This is a genomic window from Enterococcus sp. LJL90 (genome assembly GCF_056924355.1).
In genome coordinates, this window is sequence record NZ_JBXPBQ010000042.1 from 1 (window position 1) to 1,981 (window position 1,981).

General features: G+C 40.9%; 3 protein-coding genes. All 3 read left to right on the top strand.

Features of this window, described 5'->3' with window-relative positions:
* Positions 1-198 precede the first annotated feature (198 nt).
* The 3 genes from AC1Z3S_RS19965 to AC1Z3S_RS19975 all read left to right on the top strand — a co-directional run bounded on the left by AC1Z3S_RS19965 (position 199) and on the right by AC1Z3S_RS19975 (position 1,809).
* The gene (locus AC1Z3S_RS19965; RefSeq protein ID WP_461741830.1) at positions 199-681 is read left to right on the top strand and encodes a hypothetical protein; all 483 of its coding nucleotides are present in this window, start codon (positions 199-201) and stop codon (positions 679-681) included.
* A gap of 359 nt (positions 682-1,040) precedes the next feature.
* Entirely contained in the window at positions 1,041-1,313 is a 273-nt protein-coding gene (locus AC1Z3S_RS19970; protein WP_461741831.1) for a hypothetical protein, read from the top strand.
* A gap of 4 nt (positions 1,314-1,317) precedes the next feature.
* Positions 1,318-1,809, top strand: coding sequence for a hypothetical protein (locus tag AC1Z3S_RS19975; protein ID WP_461741832.1), 492 nt, complete (start codon positions 1,318-1,320; stop codon positions 1,807-1,809).
* Positions 1,810-1,981: the final 172 nt, after the last annotated feature.

The window sequence follows — 1,981 nt, forward strand, 5'->3', positions numbered from 1 at the left end:
CCAAAATACAATTCTATAGCAGTTTTAATTAGCTTAGTGACAGGTAACGTTACCTATGAACTGCTAGATTATTCCGTAGATTTTGATGGAAATAAACTCTCCTTTGTCCTAGCAAATGAGGCGATTATGTCGTCTCATGTGAAGGAGTCTTGGTCGGTAAATGTGGAATATTAGGATGCTTCAGAAGGCAATCAGCAAGTGAAAATTTTTCAAGGACAGGACTATTATATGTACGTTTATATTGATGATTTACCGAACCAGTTGGAAGTCATTCGGGTTACCGTACCCCTGACTATGTTAACGCAAGACTATCAAAATCAAATTGTGTTTAGTCGCAGTGATTTGTCTAGTTCCTCCGTCCCATTACTCACGCAACAACAAGTGAATGAGAAGTCAGTGGAGCATTCTATTTCGTTCAGAAATACAGTGATTGAAGAAAGGCAAACAATGACTGACTGCTCTAAAAAATCTATCGAAGAATACCAAGTATCCATTGATGATTTGCGTAGTAATTTAGAAGTTGAAACCGAGAAACAACAGACAGAAACCAATGCCCAAATTCGATTATTGGAAGGAGAAATTCGTCAGGAAGAACAGAGTCAAGCCATACAAGAAACACAAATTGAAGAGTATCAATTACAGATTGAAATGTTGCAAGAGAAGCTGAAAACCTATAAATAATCATAGTGCATAAGTGGCACTATGTGTGTTTGGACATAGTGCATGAGTGGCACCAATGGTGCATGGATGGCACTAATCTAGTGCAAGCGTAGTGCATAAGTGGCACTATGTGTGTTTGGACATAGTGCATGAGTGGCACCAATGGTGCATGGATGGCACTAATCTAGTGCAAGCGTAGTGCATAAGTGGCACTATATAACCTTGTTATGACATTACTGAAAACCCCCGCACTGCGGGGATAGGAACGATAGTGACGTCAGTTTTCCCTTATGCTCTTTTTTAAAAGACCCCCAAAATAGGCTTTGCCCATTTATGCGGGTTTCTAAAAAACGCACAACCATTCTAAAGGAGGTCTTGCTTTGGTCAAAAATCACGTGGAACCGCCTCGAATTTCAGTGCGTGGTTTGCCGGTAGATAAGTTGAATCGTGTCAAAGAACTCGCTCGGCTGTCCGGTAAATCACTAAATGCTTTCATCGTGGATTTATTGTCAGACGTGGCAGAGCGTTCAGAGGTTCAAGCGCTCGATAACAAATATACGGAACTACAAAAACAAACATTAGCGGTGCTGGAATTGAATATAAAAGAGCTACAAAAAGTCCAAGAAATTTGCAAATTTATGAATGGAGAGTGACACTATGACAACAGAAGAGGAGGCAATTTCAGAGAAAAATTTGATTCGTGTGAACGCCTATGTTTCACACGAAACGAAGGGTTGGCTGGAGGAGTACAAGCACAAACTCGGTAAACGGTCCTATGGAGAAGTTATTGAAGAGTTGGTATTCCGAGTAAAAAATTCAGATCAGAATCAGCTTCTCTCAGAGCTAGTTTCAGACGAGATAGCAGAACGTGTCATCAAGGAATTAAAAGAACCGATAGACATCTTGAGGAGGCGGACGGGCTACTCAGACCGCCAAACAAAAGTAATCACTGAAGTGCTCAACCACATGATTAATACGCTGAAACTTGACCGTACCGATGACAATGTTGTGTTGACAACAAAAACCAAAACAAATGTTCTCAGTGTGGCCGAAAATAGAATTAAGGAACAACTCACCCACTTCGCACAACAGGCAGCAACCAAACGCAATGCAAACGAACAAAAAGCGCTGGAAGAAGGGGATAACTAATGTCCACGTCACCAGGGATTATCTCAAAGGCAAAATTCATTTCACCTTTGAGCAGCAAGTATACAAAAGCGATTGATTATATCGATCGAAAGGAAGCTGTTCGGGGTTGAACAGTGGAAGGCTGGCATGTTTATTCAGACGACGCTTTGCCTTTCTGAGTGTATTTTGATAA

Excerpts from the sequence above, each read along its gene's own strand:
- AC1Z3S_RS19975 (WP_461741832.1), top strand. The coding sequence starts at position 1,318 with ATGACAACAGAAGAGGAGGCAATTTCAGAGAAAAATTTGATTCGTGTG.